General features: G+C 71.9%; 2 protein-coding genes. Both read left to right on the forward strand.

The window, feature by feature from the left end; all coding sequences use genetic code 11:
• Positions 1-620, forward strand: a 620-nt coding sequence (locus tag G6020_RS07765) for a M20/M25/M40 family metallo-hydrolase (RefSeq protein ID WP_182610231.1), incomplete at its 5' end; no start/stop codon positions are given.
• Positions 617-1852, forward strand: a complete 1236-nt coding sequence (locus G6020_RS07770; RefSeq protein ID WP_179525571.1) for an MFS transporter — start codon at positions 617-619, stop codon at positions 1850-1852. The genes G6020_RS07765 and G6020_RS07770, both read left to right, overlap by 4 nt.
• Positions 1853-2040 lie beyond the last annotated feature (188 nt).

Consider the following 2040-nt stretch of genomic DNA (forward strand, 5'->3'; position numbering starts at 1 on the left):
CCGTCCACCGGGTCGCGAGCCGGCACTTCCCCGTCGCGCCCACGGAGGCCAACACCGCCCTCGCCGCGGCGGTCGGGGAGCTCGCCGGGTCGAGCGGTGACGTCGCGGACCTGCCCGCGCACCTCGACGTGCTCGGGCACTTCGGCCCACTGGTGGAGGCGTCGCTCTCCCACACCGCCTCGCCGACCGTCCTGTCGGCCGGGTACAAGACCAACGTCATCCCCTCCGAGGCGTTCGCCGAGATCGACTGCCGCGTCCTGCCCGGTGGCGAGGAGACCTTCCGCGCGGAGATCGAGGACGAGCTCGGACCCGACGTGGCGGTCGACTGGATCTGGCAACCGCCGATCGCCGCGCCCGCCGACGACCCGCTGGTCTCGGTCATCCGGGAGGCGGTCCGCGAGGCGGACCCCGGCTCCCTGGTCGTGCCGTACCTGCTGCCGGCGAGCACGGACAACAAACACCTCGCTCCGCTGGGGATCCACGGCTACGGCTTCGTCCCGCTGCGGGTGCCGGACGAGTTCGACGTCTTCGGCCACTTCCACGCCGTCGACGAGAGGGTCCCCGTCGACGCGCTCCACTTCGGCGCCGATGTCCTGGCCCGTGTGCTCCGGTCGGCGTGAGGGGCCCGTTCTCGGGTAGCCGGACCGCGCAGCCGCGAACACCGCTACCCGCCGATGTGTGGGTACTGGTCGCGGCGGCCTTCGCCGTCGCGATCGGCTACGGTCTCGTCGCACCCGTCCTCCCGCAGTACGCCCGGAGCTTCGACGTCTCCGTGACCGCCGCGTCGGTGGTCGTGAGCGCGTTCGCGTTCTTCCGCCTGGTGTTCGCTCCCGCCGGCGGGTTCCTCGTGGACCGTCTGGGCGAACGCTGGGTCTACATGTCGGGCCTGCTCATCGTGGTGGTGTCGACCCTGGCCACGGGCGTCGCCCAGACCTACTGGCAGCTGCTGGTGTTCCGGGGACTCGGTGGACTCGGGTCGACGATGTTCACCATCTCGGCGATGGCGTTGCTCACCCGCCTCTCGCCACCCGGAGCCAGAGGACGGATCGCCGGGCTCTACGCCACCGCCTTCCTCATCGGCAACATCGGCGGGCCGGTCCTCGGCGGGTTGCTCGCCGGCTTCGGGATGCGGGTGCCGTTCTTCGTCTACTCCTTCACCCTGCTCGTCGCGACCGGAGTGGTGGCGGTGTTCCTCCGGGGAGGCCGCCGGCCCTCGGCGGACGACGGGACGGAGGAGCAGGAGGCGCTGCCGGTGCGCGAGGCACTCCGCCACAGCGGGTACCGCGCCGCGCTCGTGTCGAGTTTCGTCAACGGATGGAGTTCCTTCGGCGTACGGGTGGCCATCGTCCCGCTCTTCGCCGCCGCGAACTTCGACGCCGGTGCGGGGATCGCCGGCACCGCGCTCGCCTCCTTCGCGGTGGGCACCGCCGCCGTCATCTCGGTGGCCGGGTGGTTGTCCGACCGGTACGGACGACGGCCGCTGGTGATCGGTGGCCTCCTGGTGTCCGGGGTGTCCACACTCGTGCTGGGCTGGTGCGATACCGTTCCGCTCCTCGTGGCCGCCTCGGTGGTGGCGGGCATGGGGGCGGGGGTGCTCAACCCGGCACAACAGGCCTCGGTCGCGGACGTGATCGGAGCGGATCGCGCGGGCGGGAAGGTGCTCGCGACCTTCCAGATGGCCAGCGACTCCGGTGCGATCCTCGGCCCGGTGCTGGTGGGTCTCGTCGTGGACCTGTTCGGCTACACCGCCGGATTCGCACTCTCCGGAGGTCTGCTGCTGGCCGCGGTCGTCCCGTGGCTCGTCGCCAGAGAGACCCACGAGCACCTGGTCCGGGGAACCACGGGGGAGTGACCTGCGCCGCCGTGTCGCGAACGGGGCCTCCGACGCCGTAGCATGAGTCACCTCATGAGCAACGACAACGAGGACCGTACCGCCACCGCCGGCGACGAGGTCGAGACCGCCGCCAGCACCCCAGAGACCACCGACCCCACCGCCGAGACGGCGGACGACCGCGTCCCACCCGAGGCCGAGGCCGCCGC

The organism is Dietzia sp. B19, from assembly GCF_014145155.1.
In the GTDB taxonomy this organism is placed as follows: domain Bacteria; phylum Actinomycetota; class Actinomycetes; order Mycobacteriales; family Mycobacteriaceae; genus Dietzia; species Dietzia natronolimnaea.